Annotated in this window: 15 protein-coding genes; 6 read left to right on the top strand and 9 right to left on the bottom strand. The window is 41.8% G+C overall.

Annotated features, from left to right (window positions below; all coding sequences use genetic code 11):
* The first annotated feature begins 59 nt into the window (after positions 1-59).
* Both ilvA and DCO56_RS16560 read left to right on the top strand, forming a co-directional pair.
* Positions 60-1307 carry a threonine ammonia-lyase IlvA gene (gene ilvA / locus DCO56_RS16565; protein WP_181390583.1) on the top strand — a complete coding sequence of 416 codons (1248 nt, stop codon included), beginning with the start codon at positions 60-62 and terminating at the stop codon, positions 1305-1307.
* A 170-nt stretch (positions 1308-1477) separates the two neighbouring features.
* Complete coding sequence (locus DCO56_RS16560) at positions 1478-1993, top strand: DUF2911 domain-containing protein (protein ID WP_108634867.1); 516 nt, start codon at positions 1478-1480, stop codon at positions 1991-1993.
* 90 nt (positions 1994-2083) lie between these two features.
* Here DCO56_RS16560 and DCO56_RS16555 read toward each other — a convergent pair whose 3' ends face one another.
* The 8 genes from DCO56_RS16555 to DCO56_RS16520 all read right to left on the bottom strand — a co-directional run bounded on the left by DCO56_RS16555 (position 2084) and on the right by DCO56_RS16520 (position 17006).
* Positions 2084-3997, bottom strand: a complete 1914-nt coding sequence (locus DCO56_RS16555) for a sodium:solute symporter family protein (protein ID WP_108634866.1) — start codon at positions 3995-3997, stop codon at positions 2084-2086.
* Between the two features lie 42 nt (positions 3998-4039).
* The gene (locus DCO56_RS16550) at positions 4040-4945 is read right to left on the bottom strand and encodes an endonuclease/exonuclease/phosphatase family protein (protein WP_108635118.1); all 906 of its coding nucleotides are present in this window, start codon (positions 4943-4945) and stop codon (positions 4040-4042) included.
* 141 nt (positions 4946-5086) lie between these two features.
* Entirely contained in the window at positions 5087-6316 is a 1230-nt protein-coding gene (locus DCO56_RS16545) for a glycoside hydrolase family 130 protein (protein WP_425444077.1), read from the bottom strand.
* 9 nt (positions 6317-6325) lie between these two features.
* The gene (locus tag DCO56_RS16540) at positions 6326-8143 is read right to left on the bottom strand and encodes an aryl-sulfate sulfotransferase (RefSeq protein WP_108635117.1); all 1818 of its coding nucleotides are present in this window, start codon (positions 8141-8143) and stop codon (positions 6326-6328) included.
* Between the two features lie 149 nt (positions 8144-8292).
* The gene (locus tag DCO56_RS16535) at positions 8293-9918 is read right to left on the bottom strand and encodes a RagB/SusD family nutrient uptake outer membrane protein (protein WP_108634864.1); all 1626 of its coding nucleotides are present in this window, start codon (positions 9916-9918) and stop codon (positions 8293-8295) included.
* Between the two features lie 52 nt (positions 9919-9970).
* Entirely contained in the window at positions 9971-12985 is a 3015-nt protein-coding gene (locus tag DCO56_RS16530; protein WP_108634863.1) for a SusC/RagA family TonB-linked outer membrane protein, read from the bottom strand.
* A gap of 490 nt (positions 12986-13475) precedes the next feature.
* Positions 13476-14345: an AraC family transcriptional regulator gene (locus DCO56_RS16525; RefSeq protein ID WP_108634862.1), complete on the bottom strand. Its 870-nt coding sequence runs from the start codon at positions 14343-14345 to the stop codon at positions 13476-13478.
* A 258-nt stretch (positions 14346-14603) separates the two neighbouring features.
* Positions 14604-17006 carry a S9 family peptidase gene (locus tag DCO56_RS16520; protein WP_108635116.1) on the bottom strand — a complete coding sequence of 801 codons (2403 nt, stop codon included), beginning with the start codon at positions 17004-17006 and terminating at the stop codon, positions 14604-14606.
* A gap of 357 nt (positions 17007-17363) precedes the next feature.
* On the opposite strand from DCO56_RS16520, the gene DCO56_RS16515 reads away from it, so the two are divergent.
* From DCO56_RS16515 to nrdF, 4 genes are all read left to right on the top strand, one after another.
* On the top strand, positions 17364-17597 hold the full coding sequence (locus DCO56_RS16515; RefSeq protein WP_077437059.1) for a thioredoxin family protein: 234 nt from the start codon (positions 17364-17366) through the stop codon (positions 17595-17597).
* Positions 17598-17631: 34 nt separating this feature from the next.
* Entirely contained in the window at positions 17632-18039 is a 408-nt protein-coding gene (gene nrdI, locus DCO56_RS16510) for a class Ib ribonucleoside-diphosphate reductase assembly flavoprotein NrdI (protein ID WP_104383772.1), read from the top strand.
* The gene (gene nrdE, locus DCO56_RS16505) at positions 17999-20104 is read left to right on the top strand and encodes a class 1b ribonucleoside-diphosphate reductase subunit alpha (protein ID WP_108634861.1); all 2106 of its coding nucleotides are present in this window, start codon (positions 17999-18001) and stop codon (positions 20102-20104) included. The genes nrdI and nrdE overlap by 41 nt, the downstream gene beginning before the upstream one ends.
* 133 nt (positions 20105-20237) lie before the next feature.
* Positions 20238-21224: a class 1b ribonucleoside-diphosphate reductase subunit beta gene (gene nrdF / locus DCO56_RS16500; RefSeq protein WP_108634860.1), complete on the top strand. Its 987-nt coding sequence runs from the start codon at positions 20238-20240 to the stop codon at positions 21222-21224.
* 78 nt (positions 21225-21302) lie between these two features.
* Here nrdF and DCO56_RS16495 read toward each other — a convergent pair whose 3' ends face one another.
* A complete protein-coding gene (locus DCO56_RS16495) occupies positions 21303-22196 on the bottom strand; it encodes an alkaline phosphatase family protein (RefSeq protein WP_108634859.1) in 894 nt (297 codons plus the stop codon).
* Positions 22197-22219: the final 23 nt, after the last annotated feature.

Genomic DNA, 22219 nt, shown 5'->3' with positions numbered 1-22219 from the left:
AAGGCTGCATCTGCAGCCTTTTTTTATCAAAAGACAACCTTAATCACCCTATTAAAAAAATGGATCTATCAACCTTAAACATCGATTCCGAAGCTACACTTGAGCGCATCAAATCGGTGGTCAATCGTACGCCTTTACAATATAACCGCCATTTATCTGAAAAATATGGCGCAGAAGTCTATCTCAAACGGGAAGATTTACAGGTCGTCCGTTCCTATAAACTGCGTGGTGCCTACAACAAGATTATTTCCCTGACAGCGGAAGAGCGCCAACGGGGCGTCGTCTGTGCGAGTGCTGGTAATCATGCTCAGGGTGTCGCCTTTTCATGCAAAAAACTGGACATTAAAGGGGTTATCTTTATGCCCGGTCCAACACCGCGCCAGAAAATCTCCCAAACTGAAATGTGGGGCAATGGCAATGTTGAAATTGTATTGACCGGAGATACGTTTGACGATTGCCAAAAAGCGGCACTGGCTTACACGGAAGAGCATGGCATGACCTTTATTCCTCCATTTGATGATCTCAAGGTTGTGGAAGGACAAGGCACCGTGGCCGTCGAAGCTTTACAGGATCTTCCTGATATGGATGCCATCTTTATTCCGATCGGTGGTGGCGGGCTTGCGGCAGGAGCAAGTTACTACCTGAAAAGCAAAAATAAAGCAATCAAGTGTTATGGAGTCGAACCGGAAGGAGCACCGTCCATGCAGGCCGCACTGGAAAACGGAGCACCGATTGAATTGGAACACATTAACAAATTTGTTGATGGCGCAGCTGTAAAGAAAATTGGCGCGACCACATTTGAGATTGCCAAACAATTACTAGATGATACACGCTCCATTCCAGAGGGAAAAATCTGTACTTGCATCTTGGAACTATATAATAAAGACGCCATCGTGGTCGAACCAGCAGGTGCACTTTCTGTTGCAGCTTTGGAATTTCACAAGGAAGAAATAAAAGGTAAGAAGGTCGTTTGCATTATATCGGGCGGAAACAATGATATCGACCGCATGAGCGAGATCAAAGAACTCTCGTTACTTTATGAAGGCTACAAACATTATTTTATTGTCCGTTTCCCACAGCGCCCGGGCGCATTAAAACTCTTCGTTTCTGAAGTGTTGGGCCCGAAAGATGATATTACCCGTTTTGAGTTTATCAAAAAAACAGAACGGGAAAGAGGTCCGGCCTTAGTTGGCATTGAGCTCAACAAACCTGAAGATTACGAAACACTGATCGCAAGAATGAAAGAGTATAAGTTTGATGTCATTGAAATCAACAAAGACCAAACATTGTTCGAATATTTGGTATAAAAATAAAAGCCAGTGATTAAAACGCTGGCTTTTATTTTTATACACGCTCATTTTATAATTCATATAGCCTGATGCCTCCCAGTCACGATTTCGTCAAGTTCTAAAAAAACAGAAAATTTTCATCACATAAAAATCTTATATTTAAGTGTTTAATCAAAAAATAAGCACATATGAGAGTACTAATTTTAACAATTTTGACCTTAATCGGTCAACTTAGCTTCGCCCAGACAGACAAAAGCAAACGCCCGAGTCCTCCAGACAACACCAAGGTAACCACAACTGATGGGGTTACGATCGACATCAATTATAGTCGTCCTTCACTCAAAGGCCGTAAGCTTGGTGTTGATATCGCTCCCGTAGGAAAAGTCTGGCGTACAGGTGCCAATGAAGCGACCACCATCGAATTCAATAAAGATGTACTGGTCGAAGGCAAAAAACTGGCGGCGGGAAAATATGGTCTCTATAGTATCCCCGGAGAACACGAAACAACCCTTATGTTCAGCAAAGTATGGGACCAATGGGGAACAAAATATGACGCCAAAGACGATGCCCTACGTGTTTCGGTCAGCAACGGAATGTCTGATAACAATCAGGAACAGTTTAAAATCAATGCGACTCCGGAAGGAAATATATCCTTGGAATGGGGAGATTATGTCGTCCCTTTTCTGGTCAAAGCAAGTAACTAGCTGATCCAATCAGTCCATTTACAAAATAGGACACTCGTCGACCTACGACGGGTAGCCTATTTTTGTCTTGTCGGAAAGCAGTTGGTGGGGTTAATCAATAGTCGTTTCTTCGGTAACGGTCTTATCTGTTTTATTTAACCCGTACTTTAACATAAAGGCATTATACTCTTCCTCCTCTCGGGTCATTTTATCATACCAGTTCTTTTTAAGTATAAGTGTAGTAATACCCAATAGCAAGACTGTTGTCAATAAACCCTGTCCCTGTTTGATCACAATATACATAGGAACCAAGGTCAGGCAGCATTGCCATACAATACCAACGGTCACATTGGCCATATCCCGCTTAAAATGATCGTTCTTCTTGAGATCCGGGTATTTTTCCAGTGCTTTCTGATGAATGGGTCCCCAAAATCCCCAAGGCCGTATACGTACATAAAAATCAACAAGCACTTCCTCCTCGGTAGGCCGGGACAACCATGTACCTGCAAAACAGCCCAACAGCGATAGGACAAAAAGCAAAGGAAAAAAATAGAGCGGAAGGGTATCCGGAAAAAACAGCGGGAGTATCACTGCCCCAAATATACCCGCTAGCATTCCCCAGAAAAATCCGGCACCATTAAAACGCCACCAGTGCCATTTCAATACATTTGCCGCAATATAACCACCATATAACGCGGAGACAATCCATTGTAATACCGAATTGATATTCTGCACATATAAGCCAATAATGGTACTACAAACGACCACCGCAATAGAAACTACATAACTCAAACGGATCTGCTTCTTTGGTGAAGCAGACCGGTACATAAACTTCAGCAGTACATCATTTACCAGATAAGCCTGTGCGGCATTGACTGTTGAAGCGAAAGAAGACATAAATGCGGCCAATAGCCCCGCCAGCAATAGTCCAGTCAGCCCAACTGTGCCGAAGCGGCTGATTGCTTTGGGCAAGATGATCTCAAAATCCATCTGATTGCCCATCTGTGCAAATTCATCCCTAAAAAACACAAGTGCTAACACTGTGAAGCCCATGATCATCAGATAACGCGGAATAAGTAAGATTACCGACACCGAACCACTCATTAAAGCGGCCTCTCTAGGGGTTCTACAGGCTAATATCTTCTGCATGTCATAGTTGGCCGCCGGTCCTGCCATGCTCATAAATATGCCTTTAAATAGCATCATCATCACAAATACCGTAAAAAGACTGTATTGATCATCGGCGATCCGATCCATGATGGAGGGAAGTAAAGTACGCCAGTCCAAATCCAAGTGCCAACCGAAGAAGGGAGAGTCCCAGCCTTCTGGTGTGTTTGCCGCCAATAGCTCGGGGCTAACCTGCTGCATGGCGATAACCGCGATGGCAATTCCCGAAATAATCATAATGCCAAACTTGACCATATCCGCCCACACAATACTATGCATCCCACCAAGCATAACATAAAATGTTGTTATCGCTGTAAAGAAAATACCATACAGTTGCGGAGCCATTGCCGGGTCAATCGTTAAGGGAATAAAGCGGGATACCTGTTCCCACGGAAAAAAAACTTCCATGAATTTCCCTATACCAATAAAGCCATAACATAAAAAACCCATTACCGCAACAATGGCATATAGAATAACGATGGTATAAGCTCCATCAGCTCCCCGACCATGACCAAAACGTGTACGGATCCATTCTGCTCCGGTCAGGACATTGGACCGCCGCAGCCAGACCGACAGATAGACCATCAAAAAAATCTGATTAAAAACAGGCCATAACCAAGGGATCCACATGCTTTTTAAGCCATATACAAAAGCAAGATAGACCATCCACATGGTTCCCGAGATGTCGAACATGCCCGATGCATCAGAAATGCCGAGCATGTAATAGGGAAGCGTTTTTCCACCTAAAAAATACGAATCAAGATTCTTGGCGGCTCGCTTTTTAAGGATCAAACCGATGACAATCATCGCCAGCAAATAACTGACGATGATAACTATATCTATTACGGAAATTTCCATGAATATTCTTTTCGTGGTCATCCGCAATCTACAATTATATTTCTATTTCTCCAATTGATCAATCACGACCGACACCGGATAGTGATCGGATATCCCCTCAAGTGCAGGACCATTATGTACCTCCACCTGCTTCGCATGAGATGCTAAAGGTTCAGACAGCAAAATATAATCAAGTCGTTCTGAAACCGCTGCTAACCTTGGGTCTCCCCATTTCCAATTGTAAAGCGTAGCTGAAGGATAGCTGGCACGTTTGATTTCGGGAAATATAGATCGTCCGATACAATCTTCAAAACCCATGGCCAAAAAAGTCGATAGAACACTATAATCAAATCGCCCCCCTCTCATGTTGCCATATTGGGGATGCTCCTGATCCCATTTTCCCAAATTTGCCTTCAAGACAGACTTCGGCTCCAACCAACTGGCATCCAATGGGGAGTAGGCATTCAAATCCCCCAGAATAATACAGCTGTCCAGGTGATTATTCTTTACATATTCTGTGATTTGTTTTGCTTCCCCCAGCCGATATTGCCAGGAAAAAGGGCTTAGATGGGTTACAATAAAATCTAAGTTTTCGATCTTCACATGCAGCATTCCATGCCAAAAACTATCTACCTGCGCTTTGATCAGCGTAATCGGATAACGCGAGGAAATACCAACGGGGTAACCTTTCTCTTTTAATAAAACAACGTAGCTGTGGCTGTATGTCTTTGCCAATTGCAGCAAGTCGGCCCGCTTAAAGTCCACCAGTTCCTGCAATGCCACAACATCAGGTTGCTCCTTCTTCATCCACGCAGTAAATTTATCCTTGCGATCCTGCTGCTTTTCAAAACCATTCCAGATATTATAGGAGATAATTTTCAACGTCGCCCGTTCTTGCGCGTACAAAAAGGAGGTCAGACACAGAAGACCAATCAGAGTCAGAATTTTAATATTATCTTTCTTTAACATATCACGAGTTTGTTCAACGTACATTTTTTTTACAGCATTTCACACAGCCATAACTTTCATAAATCCACAAGATTTCTTTTATACCGGGCGATTGAGCTCGATACCCGATCAAGTATGCCCTCTAGCCCAGTTTATCTACACCTATTTTGTCAGGCGACCGATCGTTCCATTGCTATTATTACCCACGTAGGCGGCATTATGATCGATCAGATGAATCACTTTGCGCAATGATTCCGCAGAGCGTAGCCCGTCCTCCGCAGTATTCAGGCAATAATCCAGCAGTTTGGCCACCGAAGAAACCGCGACATGTATCCGCGTATCGCTAGAAGCATAATAAATATACACGGTACCATCCGCGTCCATAATCCAACCATTAGAAAACAACACATTGGAAACATCGCCTACCCTTTCCTCTCCCTCGGGAGCCATCAGATAACCCGCTGGTTCCGCTACTAATTCACTCGGATCCTCCAGGCTCGTGAGATAAAGGTATAACACATAGCGTAATCCGGCTGCAGTCCCCCTTACCCCGTGCGCGAGATGCAGCCAGCCTCGATCCGTCTTTAGCGGCGCTGGTCCCTCCCCATTTTTGAGTTCTTTGATGGTATGGTAAAAACGTTTATTAATAATCTTTTCCTGGCTGATTACGGCATTGCTAATATCGTCCACAAGTGCCCAGCCGATACCGCCGCCACTTTTTGCCAGAATAAAATCATCCTGAGGGCGTGTATAAAATGCGTACTTGCCTTCCACAAACTCGGGATGCAGTACCACATTACGTTGCTGGCTATTTGCCTTTAGATTGGGCAGACGATCCCAATGAATCAGATCTTTCGACCTGATGATTCCTGCTGAAGCAACCGCACTTGAAAGATCACCTGGAGCAGCATCAGGAGCATGCTGCTCACTACAAAAAATACCGTATACCCAGCCATCCTCATGAGCTGTAAGCCTCAAATCATAGACGTTTGTTTCCGCTTCGTCCAAATCAGGCAACAGCAGCGGATGCTCCCAAAAATGAAAATTGTCAACACCATTATCACTTTCAGCGATCGCAAAAATAGACTTCCGGTCAACACCTTCCACACGGACGAATAGCAGGTACTTACCTTTCCAATGCAGTGCACCAGCATTCATCGTTGAGTTGAATGCAATTCGCTCCAAAAAATGAGGATTCGTCAATGGATTGAAATCATAGCGCCAGCTGAGTGGAATATGTTCTTTGGTGACGACAGGATTTAAATAACGGGTGACAATCTTTCCCGTATCTGACAGTCCGACATTCGTTTTTTCCAATAATAAGCGTTGCGTTTCGACAATATAAGTTTGTTGACGTTCAAAGGATTCGGACATAAAATTACGTAAGTTCAAAAAGTTTATTTATAAATTCGCGGGATAAAGTGGTATACGTGTTACGCGGTGAAATGCCGTACCACTACTGGCGGTGATCTCCAGCTCAAATACAACCTCTTTCGTTTTAGGGTTGATCTCAATCACACGTCCTCCCGTTCCGGTACTTGTTTTGACGCCCATACCCGGAAAGAATAGCATATTACCTGTCTGTGGGAGGTATTGCACACCGGACAAAGCCTGAGAAAAAGCCTCGACTCCCCTTTCCTTTCCATAAGACCAAAGTTGTTGCACTGTTCTTTTAGTTGCGTCAATTTTATACTCAACAACCCGGCTATAATTATTTGCACCGCTCCCAAAATTGGGAATCCAATTCCGGTTATAGCCATTATCGAAGACCAAAATACGATCTTCCGCAAGTGCGACCGGAGTATGAGGGCCCCAAGCCCAGTCAAATCCTGCGGTGCTGGCATCCCCATTGATAACAGCAGGGTCAGTAATGCGTGTCCCATCTTCTGCAATAGGTTTTAAAAGCAAGGATTGATATTTAGCTCCCCAAAACTTATGTGGAGATATCATCCATTGTGGTTGCCCAGAATGGTTAAAACGTAGGATTCCCTGGTATCTTAAAGTCGCCAATAAGTCATTTCCGATTTCGGCAATAGAATTATTGTGGGCCCAATTATTGGGCGTCTGTGAAAATGCAGGCGGTGTAATACCATCAGGTTTTACATAGCGAGCTGTATCCAGTTGTTTGGCCAGATCCCATTCCATGACCAAACTCCCTGTTTGGGGATTCAGTTCGATGATATGATCATTCACACGCGGTTCACCATTAACTAAACGCGCGGCTGTTTTTGTGACTGTTATTAAAAAATTGCCATTGGCAGCCTCTGTAATTTCATGGTGAAATCCGAATCCTAATTTAGCGAGATCCCATTCACGCTTCAAATTACCGAACATATCAATTTCCACTACCCTTTGCTGGGATTGGTCACCTGCAATAAAAGTTCCGCTTTTAGTACGCTTGAGGCCAATGGAATAAGAGAGCCGTTGCAGTTCAGGTGATGATTTAAACTGTAGAAGCCAACGCAATTCACCCTCCTGATCAACCATATATGGAAGTGAAACATCAGCTTCGCTTCGCCCTGGATAATGCACCAGATTGACGCCCGGCTCCATTTTACCGGCTTGGGCTTTTACTATTTTCCACCTTGGAAAGTCCTGCATATTCAATGCCGCAGTCTGGATATGTATGGTCGTTTTCCCTCTTTCATTTCCTTCCCGATCGGTAAAAATCAAATCGACAATATTGTCGTGATCAGGATATAAGCCCAGCACAGGCACGCTTTGTCGCGGAATATCGGTATGGCACAAATGTGTAATTGTTCCCGCGGAACCATTTTTGCCCTGCACAGTTACTTTTACACGACCGTAAGTAGGTAGCCAAACATCAACCAAAGCCGCAAGTGGATTGCAGCCCGAAGGATTGAGCTTAATTTTTTCGACAATATAATCAAGCGCAGTACCTTTGGTCGGAACGATTAATTTATCCCCATCTCTGAAGGTTAGATTGGTACGCCAGTGTTCGAGCTCAGCTTTAATGTCAGAAACCTCCTGTAGTGGAATATGGACACGGCTCTTTTCAAAATTGAAAACATACTCTTCTGCTTTCTCCTCGATGTTGAGGAGCAATTCACCAGCCTCAACTTTTGCATTTAGGGATAGCTTTGCCGTTGATGCTTCCGATGTCTCCCGATCTTTCTTACACGAAACAAACAGTATAAGCAAGGTTGTGGTATATAAAGCCAAAATTGCAAAGGTCCTAGCTATTCTTGTTGTTATCATACCCATATGTTATAAAAATGGAACTTCTATTATATTTCAACAGCGAAAATTCCGCTGTTGGCGGAGATTTAGGTTTACGGTTGGGGGCAAAATTTAAGCTGAAATGCTTACAGTTTCAGATGAACTAAAACCGTAAGCATTTTCTGCGTTTATCGCCACAATAGATGTTGCTGAATTTTTGAATTTGTATTGATTTCACCTTCAGGAATAGGAAGATAATAATGTTTGGGCTGAAAATTATTCGCGCCTTGCTTTTTATTATCAACAAAAATCTGCTTCATTTGTGTTGGTGTATACCAACGTTTTAGATCAAAAAAGCGATGTCCCTCAAAGAAAAATTCCAATTCATTCTGTTTTATTATTTCTTTCATCAACTCATCGGCATTGGCCCAGGTTTTATTTGCTAAACCTGCGCGATCACGAACACGCTTCAAGCTAGATGCGGCTCCAGCGATATTTCCATTTTTAGCACAGGCTTCAGCATGCAGCAATAAGACCTCAGCAAACCGAAATACACGAAGGTTATTATTCCGGTTCGCAGCATCGTACATACTATTTGCTCCAGCAATATTTCTATAAAAATTGGTATATTTCTTAATTAGGAAACGACCGGTTTTACCATCAATTGTTGGGTAAGTAGGCTCCCCACGTTGCCGCTTCGGTCCAGCATTACTCCACATAAGGTCAAAAGACTGATTGCCAAACCAGGCACCATCAGTAAGGCCTGTCTCATAATCTGAATATTTCCAGAAGAAACTTGTGTACATTCGTTTATCAAAGCGCGTATCTGAACCTGCGGGACGTTCTTCTGAAATAAAATCACGAACAACAGCTGCCCCGGGCATTAATTTAAACCAGGCACCTGTACCATCTGGCCCAGCAAAGTTAGGCAGCACAAACCCCATCGCACAAGAAGCACAGTCTACCCCCCAATTTCCATCCCCACCGAACTTACTGTCATAAACTATTTCCCAAACTGACTCCTTATTCAGCTTAGTTGTTTCCTTGAAATTATCTTCAAAATTAGTCGTCAGATCATAAGCATAGGGTGCAGTCAATAAGGCCTTCAATTCTGTTTCGGCCTCGGCATATTGTTTGGTATATACCAATGCCTTTCCCAAATAGGCGATCGCAGCCCCTTTCGTAACCCGGCCAGCCTCGGCTGCAGATCGTGTTATTGGTAGATTGTCCTTCGCTATTTTAAAATCTGCAACGACTTGTTTCCATATTTCGGCTTCAGGTGACGCAGGTTTGCTCGCACCATCTGGATCATCGTCTGTCGGCAATACTCTTAAAGGCACATCACCATAATTAGCTGCAAGCAGAAAATAATACATTCCCCTTAAAAAGCTAGCTTCTCCGACCAGCTCTTTTTTTCGGCTTTCATCCATTGAAACACGCGGTATATTTTTTAAAAACACATTTGCTCTATTTATTCCGCTATACAAGCTACCAAAATCACTTTCAGGGGTACCCGCAGAATTGAGGAAGTTGACATATTCCCAGGTAAATGCTTCCTCACCACTGAGAAACCACATATCATCCGCTCTGTTCATCGTTTGATAACCACCGTACGCTCCGTAGTAACCTGACATTTGTGAACGAATTGGTGAATAAATCGTAGCCATCGCAGACTGCGCATCGGATTCAATTGCCCAATAAGTCTCCTCAACAGGTAAATTAGGATTGGTTCGATCCAAAAAATCTGACTTACAGCCTCCTAAGAACAATAAGGATGCTGCTATAACTGTATATTTTTTTATTGAAAAGTTCATCTATATCGTATTTAAAACATAAAATTTATTTATATAACAGATCTATTATCCATTAAAAGTTAGCCTGAACACCAAACATAATGGTCCGTGCCAATGGGAAACGACCATGATCCGTTCCAGCTGTTAATACACCCGATGGCGTTCCATTATCACCGTTGCTTTGACCTAGATCCGGGGTATAGCCTTTATATTTTGTCACCGTAAACAGATTATCCCCAGCCAGAAATACGCGTGCGTTTTTCAAAGTGGCCTTACTTAGCCATTCCGCGGGTAGTGTATACCCAACTTCAATAGTTTTTAAACGGAAGAAAGCTCCGCTCTCAATCCAACGGTCACTCACCCGACGCTTATTATCATTTGGATCCTCCCGTGTGTACCGCGGAATATCAGTATCTGGTTTGCTTGGCGTCCATGAATCTAGTAAACGGGCAGAATGATTATTCACTTCATTGGTTTGTTCCATGCGTGCCCGGGTATAGTTATAAATCTTATTGCCATACATACCATCAAAGAAGACAGCCATATCGAATCCTTTATAGTCCAGACCTCCGCGAATACCATAAGCAAGACTTGGGAAAGGGCTACCAACATACTGACGGTCATTATTGTCAATACGACCATCTTTGTTATAATCTACAAATTTGATATCCCCCGCAGCGGCATTTGGCTGAATTACTTTACCATCTGCCGATTTATAGCCTTGTGCTTCTGCATCTGACTGGAAAAGTCCATCGGTTTGGATCACCCAGAAACCCCCAATTGGATAACCAACTTTAGCCCAGGTAATTGTACCCTCACCCTGCGGATTATAGCCACCAAATTCCTGAACGTTACCTATTGTAACGGCTTTCACTTTATTTTTCACCGTGGAAGCATTCACACCAATGTTATAGTTCAATGCTCCAACAGAATTCTTGTATGTCGCTAATAATTCAAAACCCTTATTGCTAATTGTTCCCGCATTCATCACCGGAGTTCCCTTAAGCCCGGCCGAAGGAGGTTGATTGATCCCTAAAAGAATATCCTTGGTTTCACGCACGTAATAATCAGCACTGATGTTCAATTTCTTTTGCATAAATGCCAAATCCAACCCAATATTGCTTGTCGTTGTTTCTTCCCAAGTCAGGTTTCGCGGCGAAACCCAGTTGATACCAGTACTTGCCCCCTGCCACCAGGTACCACCTTGCAAATAATTGATACCATAAGTAGTTATCCTTTGTGTGGTGTAATTTGCAATTTCCTGATTACCCAGTCGACCATAACTGGCACGGAGTTTAAATTCATTGACTGTAGCTTTTGCTGTTTCGAAAAATTTCTCATTCATCACATTCCAGCCCAAAGCGATAGACGGGAATACCCCATATCGTGCTCCATCTGCGAATTTGGAAGAACCATCGCGACGTATTGTCGCTGTAAGTAGGTAACGACTATCATAACTATATATCAAGCGTCCAAACTGGGAGATCAATGCCGCTTCATTTAGACTACCCGAAGTCGTTTGTTCTGTCGGAGAAGCAGCATCAATAGCATCAGTTCCCAATGGCAGATTATTCCGTCCCGCACCAAAACCTCGATTGGTATTTTCCTGCGCGGAATAACCCGCTAATAATGAAATAGTGTGTTTGTCAAACGTGTTATCATAATGCAATGTATTTTCAACTAACCATTGATTGTTAAAAAATGCGCTTTCATTGAGAAAAGATTTACGCACATCGGTACCATAGGTATAGGCATCTCCTTTATTATAATTCCTGCCGGTTGTCTTGTTGACCCCGACATTTAATTTATATTTTAGCCCCTTAATAAACAAATCCACTTCGGCGTATCCATTGAGCATAAGATCCGTCTGATATACATGTCGGTTAAATAAGTTCAAAATCCCCACCGGATTGTCCAAGTTCTTCATCCACGGCGCATACGTAGCATATCCACCAACTAAATTGGCATCATAAATAGGTACCAGGGCATTTTGCCGTAAAATATCTGTGATAGTCAGGTCTGAAAATTTTCGGTCACCTGATTTTATCAAAAAGGTATTTCCTACCCGTAAGTGGTTGTTAAAAAAACTAAAGGTATTTTTTGTACGCAGATTGAAAGCTTTATAACCGGTAGTCTTCAAGATACCTTGCTGATTTAAATAACCTCCGGACACGCTATAGGTAGACTGTTCTCCCCCACCCGAAATATCGAGATTGACCTTATTAACTGGGGCTGTATGAAACACCTCGTCCTGCCAATTCGTATTTGTATTTAGATTTTGTGCTTCTGTTGGTAGATACCCGTTGTCATGCTGAAACTGCTTCCATTGTGGGCCATCCATCAAATCCATTTTTTTCGGAAGGCTTTGAATACCAGTGTATGCATTTAAGCTTAAGGTAGCTGGGGTTGCTTTTCTACCACCTTTTGTAGTAATGATAACGACACCATTGGCCGCCCGAGATCCATAAATTGCCGCTGCAGAAGCATCTTTCAGTACTTCGAGCGATGCAATATCATTCGGGTCAACCATATTGATATCACCAAATACCCCGTCAATGACGTAAAGAGGCGCATTATTCCCCATAGAACTTAGCCCACGGACATTAATGCTCATACCTGCACCCGGCGTTCCACTAGCGCTAGATACCGTTACCCCGGCAACACGCCCCTGCAATGCACCAGCAGCACTCTTTGCTAGATTAGACTGCAGGTCCTTTCCTGTAACAGATGCTACAGCACCTGTTAAATCACCTCTTTTTACCGTACCATACCCGATAACAACAACTTCGTCCAAGTCGGTGCCCGACTGAAGTATAATACGATATGTCGATGCTTCATTAACAAGAACCTCTTGTTCCTTCATCCCTACATAGGTAATTTTTAAGGTCTTCCCTTTCTCAACATCAAGCACGAACGAACCATCAGCATCAGTTTTTGTCCCCCCGGCACCACCTTTGATGTTTACAGTGGCACCCGCCACTGGCCTATTATCTGCATCAAGGACTTTTCCCCGTACTTTTTGGGATTGTTGCGCCCAAGCAAACGTGCCATAAGCCGAAAATAAAAGCAGTAAAGCTGTTTTTTTCATATTTTGTGTATTTAAGGTTTACAATAAATAAATAAATAGATAGATTGTATATAATATGTTTATACTTAATTGGTATGCTATTATTGGTCTACAGGACGAAATTAGAGAAAAGGAGAAGTCAGGAATAGCAAGATCAGGTCATTTGTATTGTACTTTTAATTCATATTTCCGATCAAGGCATCTCAAGAAATACAAACACAAACGATTGCGCATTCCAAAATATAAAAGAGGTTAATGAAAATATGCGCCAGCTTAAAACAAAGATCAAAACACTGTAAAACAATATATTACAATAAAGCTAACAGCAATTCATTGAACTCTAAGTTCATTTTTATTGAATTATTTCACAGCATTGGACAATGCTGTGCGATCGTTTGTCAAACAGTATGGTTACTATCCGACAAATTTCCGGTACGCAGCCATTGCTGTCGTAAGTATAAAAGAATGTACCCGGAATCTGCGTATAGGAGAAGATTAAGCAGCCAGGTTGCTAGATAATCATTTGCTGTTTCCGCAGGCTATTTCTGTATTCGATGGGTGTTATCCCTTTTTTCTTTTTGAATACACGGTAGAAATAAGAAACACTATTAAAACCACATTGCTCGACGATATCGGCAATTGGAGTCTCCTCTTTTAACAGCCTTACAGCCATATTGATCCGAAAGTCAAGCAGGTAATCTGTAAAATTCAATGTTGTAGCCGATTTCAAAAAGCGAGAGAAGGTCGATTTGCTCATGTTCATAATCGCCGCCACCATAGGCAGGCTCAATTCTTTGTTGATATTGGCAACGACATATTCCTGCAGACGCCCCATAAGCAGTTCGCTATTGCTCAAAACAGTATTTGTTGCGGTGGATAATACACGGATATCCTCGCCCTTGGAGAGTTCATAGAGCAAGACAAACAGCTTCATCACCGAATAGAAGCCATCGCGCTCTAATGTCAATATACGGAGCAAAGGAAGCACGCGATCGACAGTATCTTTTCCAAATACAACCCCGCGAGATGCTTTTGACAAAAGTTGTTGTATACTTGCAAATTGCTTCTTATCCAGATATTGTTCGATGAGAGAGGGATGAAATTGTATGGTGATTTCATGAATATCGCTCGATTGGCATTCGCCATCTTTCCAGGCATGTTCAAGCTCAGGGCTTGCAATTAGTACCAGATCCTGTTCACCGATCGTTTCTACGGAATTACCGATGATACGTTGTGCACCGGAAGCACCCTCCACATAATTGAGTTCGTACTCGGGATGGATATGTACCGGAAAAGTGAAAGAAGATTTTCGCCTGTCAAAGACCACAAAGCAGTCATCAGCGGACAATGGTGATTTCTCTCGAAATATATCAGGTCTCATAATCAGTTCTTTTTTCCCTTTGGTAAATTACCCAAACTTAACTAAAATTATACGGATAACCAATGCCACCTTCTTCTCAAAAAACATGTCAACTCAGCGACAGTCCGTTAATTTGAGCTGCTGCCTCCCCGTCACTCCAGGGTCGGTCTTCATTTTGTACAGTGGAAAAGTACCTGATGAGACTTTATTCTTCTTATAAGATAGTCAAAAAAATAGGCTGTCTAAAATGCAGCCTATTTTTTCATTCAAACACAACAATTAATTCTTTAAGTATTTTTCCAGGAATTGATCCTGTTCCCATAGGAGGTGAAAGATATTCTCCTTCGCGACGTAGCCATGGGCCTCGCGCGGCAAAATCACCATCCGCACAGGCGCGCCCAAATTCTTTAAGGCCTGAAAATAACGTTCTGTCTGTAGCGTAAATGTTCCCGGGTTATTATCGGCCCCGCCATGGACAAGCAGTAAAGGCGTCTTCATCCGGTCTGCACTGACAAATGGGGACATGGTCATATACAACTTTGGATCATCCCAAAAGTTACGTTGTTCACTTTGGAAACCAAATGGCGTTAATGTCCTGTTATAAGCCCCTGAACGGGCAATTCCTGCAGCGAATAGTTTTGAATTGGACAATAAGTGCGCCGTCATAAAAGCCCCGTACGAATGTCCGCCCACCGCAACCTTTTTGCGGTCAATATAGCCCAGTTTGTCTACGGCATTAATTGCAGCCTCGGCATTGGCGACTAACTGTTCGATAAAGCTGTCATTAGGTTCTTTCTTCCCTTCACCTACAATCGGGAAGGCCGCATTATCCAGTACAGCATAGCCTTTGGATACCCAATAGATAAATGAGCCATAACTTGGAAAGGTAAATTCCTTCGGATTCGCCGTACTTTGCCCTGCTGTATTTTTGTCTTTATATTCCCTCGGATACGCCCACATCAACAAGGGTAATTTTTCCTTTTTATTCAGGTCATAGTCAGCTGGTAGATATAACGTCCCCGAAAGCTCTACACCATCCTTACGTTTATAGTTTAAGATTTCTTTATGAACTTTTTCAAGTGATTTAAATGGGTTTTCTAATGTTGTCAATGCAACCTGTTTACCCGATTTTATATTTTTTAGGTAATAATTCGGATAGACTGATGCGGATTGAAGTGAAACCAGTAACTCACCCGTTTTTGGATTTATAATCTCTCCTATCCGTTCCTGTAACTCAGATGCGGCAGCTGTATACAATCGTTTTTTCTTTAACGTTTGTAGGTCCAACTCTTCAACAAATGGGAACTCACCTTCTTTGGTAAAGCCTTTTCCTACAAATAAGACTTTGTCTTTATCGATATACATGCTGTAGTTTCCGAGCGCATTTTTCTGCTGATATACAGTTCCCGGATCGTTATAGACATCCTGACTATTTCTGTCATGCAGCAATTTGGATTCACCGGTCGAAGGATTGACAACAAAAGTCTTGGCATTACGCGTATCATACCATTGCGAATGGACCAAGGCATACTTATCATTACCCCACACAACTCCGGCATAGCGGTCCTTCATTTTGAAAATTAGCTTTCCATCGCCTTGATAAGGGTAATCCAATGTATAAAGGGCATCACGAAATTCTGCCGCTTTGTTGGCATCGCCACCATCCAGGGCTTCAACATAAGCTAAGGTTGCCGGCCGATCGTCTCGCCATTGCAAAGACCGTCTTCCTGGACGTGTCGAAGAAAACCCTTTGGGCATAACCTCCGTTAAAGGTACCTCGTTAACCAGTGCAATCTCTTTTCCGGATAGATCATAGATCCGTGTCTGTTGCGGAAAACGTGAGGCTGGCACCACATAAGAATAAGGCTTTGCTATTGTTGTTATCATCACATAGGCACCGTTAGGCGAAAAGGAAACCCCTGTGTAGATACCTTTGTCCTTAAAATTGGAAATTGTTCCGTCCAGATCCACAAACTGTAAATTGGACTGTACCAAGGTTTCAAAATTCTGTTCGTCCTGTGGGTTTTTCAATAGATCCTGATAGGTTCTCAATTGCGATACCTTTCCGTCACTTGTTGATACAACCGGTCCAGTGGGCAGATCTCTGGACGGATCCAGCAATGGTTTTTTTTCTTTTGGCAACGCCGTAATGATTAATCTCTTTGAATTACCAAGCCATTGAAAAGGTGCATCCAACGTCGCATTTAAATTGTAGGCGGTCAATTGTTTTACTGTTTTCGTTGTCAAATCCAGAACAAACAAAGCCGTCCCATTATCGTTTGTATTGGTAAATGCCAAATGGCTATTGTCCGGGGAGAATACAAAATTGGATAAGGAGGGCGTGTTCGGCATCCCAACAAAATCTGTATCTTCTACCTGTTGTCCGATTTTCTTCAAACCGATCTTATTGTAAAAGACTGTCGAACTTTCCATATTTGTGCGTGGATTGATCCGTAGTCCGGCCAATTTCATTTCTTCCTGCCCCAGTTCCTCCAGGCTCTTATAGGTTGACCGATAAGTGAATAAAAGCCATTTGTTGTCACTTGACATTTTTATTTGAGGCGGGCGGACAAAATCGGCCAGGGCCAAAATTTCGGAAGTCGGTTTTTGAAAGGTAATATTCTCTTGCGCTTGTGTTTTTAGAGACAATAATAGCAAGAGACCATAGCATAGCTTCTTCATAAATTTATTTTGCAAATTAGGGCAATAAAAAGTAATAAATTTATGCAAAAAAATCAAGTATTGTAGTCGTTTTATGACACTAAAATTAAACTTAAATTGTTTCAAAAAAAACAGGCAAAATTTCATAATTTAAAGTTATCCACATTTATAAACATAAGATTATCAGTTTATTAATAAAGACAACTAGCGACAAACGCATCCTGTGACAAACTTTTACCCAAAATGTGGAAAAGTCAAACTACCGCTTCGCAAGAAAATATGTGATATTTGTTAAGCTAATGAAAGAATTGGCAATTCAACGAAGTAACGACCTTTCTTTTTCTACGAAGATTGGATTAAAAAAATAAACATACAAACATGGCAAGAATTATCAAATTTGAGAAAAACGATTGTGCTCCTTGTGCGCAAGTATCGGCTTATTTGGATCAAAAAGGTATCCAATATGAAACAGTTAATCCTTTTGATGAACCTGACTTGGCCGCAAAATTCAAAATCCGTACGGTTCCAACGGTAATCGTATTGGAAGATGAAGAAATTCAACACCGTATCATTGGCTTTAAACCAGAAGAATTGGCAGCCATTGCACTTTAATAAATCGAGGTATCATTAAAACAAACACGACAACATGATACACATTTATTACGATTCCAGAACGGGTAACGTACAGCGTTTTATGGACAAAGTCGCACAGATCACTGGCTGGCAGATCCATAAAATTAGCGCTGACCTTCAGGTAAATCATCCCGGCCATTTGGTCACATTTACCACGAATTTTGGACAAGTGCCCGAAAACACAAAAGAATTCATGAAACGAGAAGCTAAAAATATTTATTCTGTAACCTCCAGTGGCAACCGCAACTGGGGTCCAAATTTCGGTTTGGCAGCGGATCGTATTTCACAGGATTTCGACATTCCACTGGCATTCAAATTTGAATTGTCCGGAACAATGGAAGATATAAACCAATTTATTGACATCTTAAAGAACTTTTGCGATGGTAGCAAACGAAGTAGCAAAAAACTGGATATTGCTTAATAATGAAATCATGATTAAGCATGATGACGAATTCAGCTTACATAAAGATAAGGAAGCTGTTCGTGCATATTTCCTGGAATATGTAAATAAGAACACGGTGTTCTTTTATACATTGAAAGAAAAAATAGACTATTTGATAGAAAACAATTATTATATTGATTTTTATCAATGGTTTACATTTGAAGAAATTGAAGAAGTATTCAACTATGTGTACGCCAAAAAATTCCGTTTCGAATCCTTTATGGCAGCCTTCAAATTCTTCCAGAGCTATGCACTTCGTGATGACTCCGGTGAAAAATTCCTAGAGCGCTACGAGGACCGCGTTGTTGCGGTATCCCTGTTCCTAGCGCGCGAAGAAGGTGTAAAAAAAGCGATTGAATATGCGGAGATCATGATCAACCAAGAATACCAACCTGCAACACCAACATTCTTGAATGCGGGTAAAAAACGCTCTGGAGAATTGGTATCCTGTTTCTTGGATGAAATTGGTGACAACCTGAACGGTATTGGTTATGCGGTTGATTCAGCCATGAAATTATCCTCTATCGGAGGGGGCGTATCATTCAATATCTCCAAAATCCGTGCACGTGGCGAGGCTATCAAAGGTGTTGAAGGTCGTGCCGGAGGGGTACTTCCGATCATGAAAATCATGGAGGATACATTCTCCTATGCGAATCAATTGGGACAACGTCCCGGTGCTGGGGCTGTATATCTGAATATTTTCCACTCTGATATTGAAGAATTCCTTGATTGTAAAAAGATCAATGTGGACGAAAAAGTACGTATCAAATCCCTTTCAATCGGCATCATCGTTCCGGACAAGTTCATGGAACTAGCGGAGAAAGACGAACCATGCTATTTGATCTACCCACATACGGTGATGCAAGAGTATGGACAATTCTTGGATGAAATGGATATGGACAAGATGTACGATGAGTTGATCACCAATCCAAATGTCAAAAAGAAAAAAATCAACGCACGCCACCTGTTAGTTAAGATTGCGCAAACGCAAAAAGAATCCGGTTACCCGTATATCTTCTTCAAAGAAAACACCAACCGTGTACATGCTTTGAATGAAATCGGTCAGGTGAAATTCTCGAACCTGTGTACAGAGATTATGCAGGTATCACAAGTATCCGATATCGAGATCTACGGCAAACAAGATACGATCCGTTATGGTATCTCCTGTAACCTTGGTTCGTTGAATATCGCTACGGTGATGGACAACAAACGTATCAAAGAAACGGTTAAGACAGCTATGCGAGCTTTAACAGTTGTCACAGATGTCACTAACATCGATATGGTTCCTTCCATTGCAAAAGCAAATCGCGAGCTGCATTCCGTAGGACTTGGAGCGATGAATCTACATGGATACTTGGCAAAAAGCTTTATTATGTATGAATCTAATGAAGCATTGGATTTTGCCAATACATTCTTCATGATGATGAACTACTATTCATTGGAGGCATCCATGGAAATTGCAAAAGAACGCGGAAAAACATTTGTTGGATTTGAGAAATCAGCCTATGCAGATGGCACTTATTTCAATAATTACGTGAACCGTGATTACCTTCCAAAAACAGCTAAGGTACAAGAATTGTTCGAAGGTATCCATGTTCCAACTGTTGAAGATTGGTTAGAATTAAAAGCAAAAATCAAAGAACATGGTATCTACCATGCGTACCGTTTGGCGATTGCTCCAAATCAATCTACGTCCTATATCATGAATGCAACAGCATCGGTTATGCCAATTGTCGACATTATTGAAGTGCGCGAATATGGGGACAGTACAACCTATTATCCAATGCCATATTTGACAAATGATAATTATTTCTATTTCAAATCGGCTTACGATATGGATCAGTTCAAAGTATTGAAATTGATTTCGGTCATCCAACGTCATATCGACCAAGGGGTATCTACAATCTTGCATACCAATTCGAAAGACTCCACAAGAGATTTGTCTAGATATTATATCTATGCACATAAATTGGGATTGAAATCCCTTTATTACACACGAACAAGAAAATCGACCATTGACGAATGTGTCTCTTGTTCAGCCTAATCTTGAGATTTTAGTATTTGGATATATAATGTGAATAGGTCAAAAGTTGCCAAGTTATCGGCAACTTTTGGCTTAATCTACCAAGCAGAAATTCAAGTACATGATAATAAATGCCTAATACTTTAAAATAAAAATGAGTAAAACATATAAAGCTGTCAATTGGAATACCCCTGAGAACGATTATGTATTGATGTTCTGGGAACAAAATATCCGTCAATTCTGGATTGACACCGAATACATTCCATCAAAAGATATCGATAGTTGGAAACGTATCAGCCCGGAAATGAAAGATGCCTATAAAAAAGCATTAGGTGGTTTGACCCTGTTAGATACCTTGCAGAGTCATACGGGTATGCCAAAAATTATCGACCACATAGATACTTTACAAAATAAAGCTGTATTGTCCTATATGTGTATGATGGAAGCCATTCACGCAAAATCCTATTCCACTATTTTCACAACGGTTTCAACGACAGCTGAAATCAATGATATCTTCGAGTGGGTTCAACAGAATAAATACCTGCAATATAAAGCACAAATGATCGATGGTTATTACCGTGCTATCGATAAAGAAGATGCCTCTGATGAAGAGATCTATATGGCTATGGCTGCTTCTGTATTGTTGGAATCCTTCTTATTCTACTCTGGCTTCTTCCTACCTTTATGGTTATGTGGTCAAGGTGAAATGGTTGCTTCTGCAGATATTATTAAGAAAATCATCGCTGACGAATCTATTCACGGTGTTTTCGTCGGATTGATGGCCCAAGATCAATTCAAAAAATTAAAGAATCAAGATCAGGTAAAAGCACGTTTCTTGGCTTTACTTTATAACCTATATGAAAACGAGCTGAAATATACCGAAGAGATCTATACTGAAGTAGGTTTGACCGCTGAGGTTAAAGAATATGTTCGTTATAATGCAAACAAGGCATTGATGAACTTAGGTTTTGATCCGATCTTTGAGGTGAAACAAGTCAACCCAATTGTATTGAATGGCTTGAATACAGAAACGACACAACATGACTTCTTCTCCAAGAAATCAACAAACTACGAAAAAGCCACTGAGATTGTCCATCTGAAAGATGATGACTTCAAAATGGATGTCCTCGTAGATATATAAGGATTTTCAATAGATCTAATAAAAAATCCCCGGGAGTTAAAACTTCCAGGGATTTTTTATTGGGGTGAACGTATTCTATTATTGCTGAAAAGCTTTAATGGCCTGACCGCGCCAAGCAGCATCAAGCGGAGCGCCAAGCAACCAGGTTAATGTGGGTGCGATATCATAAATCATCACTGTCCCTTTGATCTCCTTACCTTTGGGCACTCCCGGCCCGGTCATTACCCATGGAATCTCAACTTCTGCCAAGGATTTGCCACCATGTCCTTTACCCGTACCCCCATGATCTGCGGCGACAACAAAGATAGTTTCATCTGCAATGCCCGCATCCTTGACGGCCTGCTGCAATGTTCCGATCCGTCGGTCAACCTGCTTTAGTTCGGCGTAATACTCGGGGGTATCGTGGCCTATATTATGACCGACACCATCGGGCTGGTCGAAATGCACAAAAGTGACTGTCGGTTTTTCTTTTTTGATAATATCCACAGTCGTATTCAATGCTGCTTCGTCATCATCCTTGGTATTAATAATCTTTTGCACGACTTTATTATCAATCAGATACCCTATTCCCGGCCAACTGTGAACCACAGCAAATTGCGCTTTGGGATTCTTCTGTGCCACCGCATTAAATAAAGAAGGAAACATCCCATTTTCAGTTCTGACAGTTGAGGGGATTTCAGGTGTTTTACTATCCCATTCCGTATAACCATGCGTTGTCGGTCCGGCCCCCATCAACATGGACGCCCAGTTTACCGCACTAGACGAAGGGAGCACGGTACGTACATGGGTACTATAAGTTCCCTCCTGCATCATCTTTTTGAGATTTGGCATCTCCGCTTTTGGAAGGGCATAGGCTCCAAACCCATCGAATCCTACCAAAACCACATGCTTGATCTTTTTGCTCTGTGCCATCACTGCACTGGTAGATAAACCTAGCAATAGTAATGGCAATAATAAATTTCTAATTTTCATCTGTATAAGTTCGTTTTTTAATT

This window comes from Sphingobacterium athyrii, assembly GCF_003071065.1.
Lineage (GTDB): Bacteria > Bacteroidota > Bacteroidia > Sphingobacteriales > Sphingobacteriaceae > Sphingobacterium > Sphingobacterium athyrii.
This window is presented reverse-complemented; position numbering and strand designations above follow the sequence as displayed.